General features: G+C 29.3%; 1 protein-coding gene. It reads left to right on the top strand.

The window, feature by feature from the left end:
• Positions 1–1,848: inverse autotransporter beta domain-containing protein (locus L8T90_RS07785; protein WP_263737167.1), on the top strand; the 1,848-nt coding region annotated here is incomplete at both ends.

Raw genomic sequence — 1,848 nt, 5'->3', positions numbered from 1 at the left:
GTTTTTGCTAATATGAGTAAGTGGTATGGAGAAAAAGTAGCTCCATTTGGCAATGTAAGCTGCTTTGAAGATTTAGAAAAAAATCCTTTGGTGTATGAAGGAGGTATTACTTATTCACCTTATCCAGCATTAACTTTTTCATTAAGCCATAAAAGAAGTAATGAAAGTGATAAACAAGGTACAAATATAGCTATGAATTTTAATATACCTTTAGATAAAGATGCTCTCAAACATGCTTTTGATCCTAAATTTGCAGGTATAAATAATACCATTGAAGGCTCTAGAACCAATTTTATAGATAGAGATTATTCTATGGTGCTTGAGTATAAAGCTATTAATAATACTTATCATATTTCTTATTGTGGAAATTTAGGAGATAATACTCATTGTATTATGCTAAAAAATGGTTTTAACCAAGCAGTTAAAAATGTCGCTATGAGTGTAACTCCTGAACAAAAAAGTGTAATCTTAAAGAATGGAAATCATTATATTACTGATGGTAATGGAAAGGTTTTTGTAAAAATAATCCATGCTTATGGAATCCATCAAACCAATTTAATTGCTAAAGCAGGGAATGCTCAAGAAAGTTTCCCTATTACTATCATAGCTCCAAAAGAAGACTTTAGGGTATTTGCTAAACCTTCTAATATACAAAGACATGAAAAATCTCTAATCACATTTGCAGGAAGTGATTTAGCAAGTGATTTAGATATAAATTGGAAATTAATTGGCAAAGGAAGTTTGGAAAAAACTCCAAATTCAGATAAAACTGATAAAGATGGAAATTCAAATATCATCTATAAACCTGATGCAAATATGAAAGATAAAGAAAAAGCAACAATCATTGCTAATGTATTAGGAGTTACTTTAAAAACCTTTGTTCAAATAGCAATTTATGGAGATAATGATATTATCTTAGATAAAACCACTATAGGTAATAAAGAAAAAGCTCATGCAAGTTATAAAAACTTAAAAGCTAATTCTACAAAAGTTAAATGGAGCATACAAGGAGATAATGCTTTATTTATTGATAAAGATAAAACTACTAAAGAGCTTAATTTAATAGCTGATGAAAAAGGTGAGAGTAATGTAGAAATCATAGGACTTAGTGGAAATGAAAAAGTAAAAATCATTGCTAAGAATATGAGCGATGAATTAGTAAAAGAAAGAAGTAAAGATTTAGAGATTAAAAATTATACAGCTACTATGGAGCTTCCTACTGGAAAAGATCCTGTGACTCATCAAGACTTTGAAAAAGGAATGATTGATTATAAAAGCGACTTTGAAGTAAAACTTAAAGGTTTAATACCAAAAACAAAAGTTTTATGGAAAGCTAAAGATATACAAAGCAATAAGACTTTAAGAATTAGTAGCGATAAAGAAAGCACAGCCGATGATAAAGGTGAGAGTAAGGTAGTATTTGAAGGAGTAAAAGATTTTAATATTAAAAGATTACAAATCATTGCTACTTATCATCAAAGCACAGCTAGTACTCAAGAAGTAAGTGGAGAGATCAAACTCCACCAATATACTCCAAGCATCAATTTTAGTAAAGATAAAATCCATGCTTATGAAAGTGAAAACATCAAAGCTTTAAAAGATCCAAAACTTGATCATGTAGAAGTAACTATAAAAGGTGGTAAGCCTAATGAAAAAATAGAATGGAACTTAAGCGGAGACGCTAGTTTAAGCAATCAAGAAGCAGTATTTAATGCTAATGGTGAAGCTAAAGCAACCATTACTTCTAAAGATCCATTTAAAGCTAATCCTATCATTAGTGTAAATACTATGGGTAAAGATTTAAGTAAAGAATTGCCTTATGAATCTAAAACTTATACTCCTAAAATA

The organism is Campylobacter sp. RKI_CA19_01121 (assembly GCF_025771295.1).
Classification (GTDB): Bacteria; Campylobacterota; Campylobacteria; order Campylobacterales; family Campylobacteraceae; genus Campylobacter_D.
The sequence above is the reverse complement of the archived record's forward strand: the minus strand, read 5'-3'. Positions and strand labels throughout refer to the sequence as shown.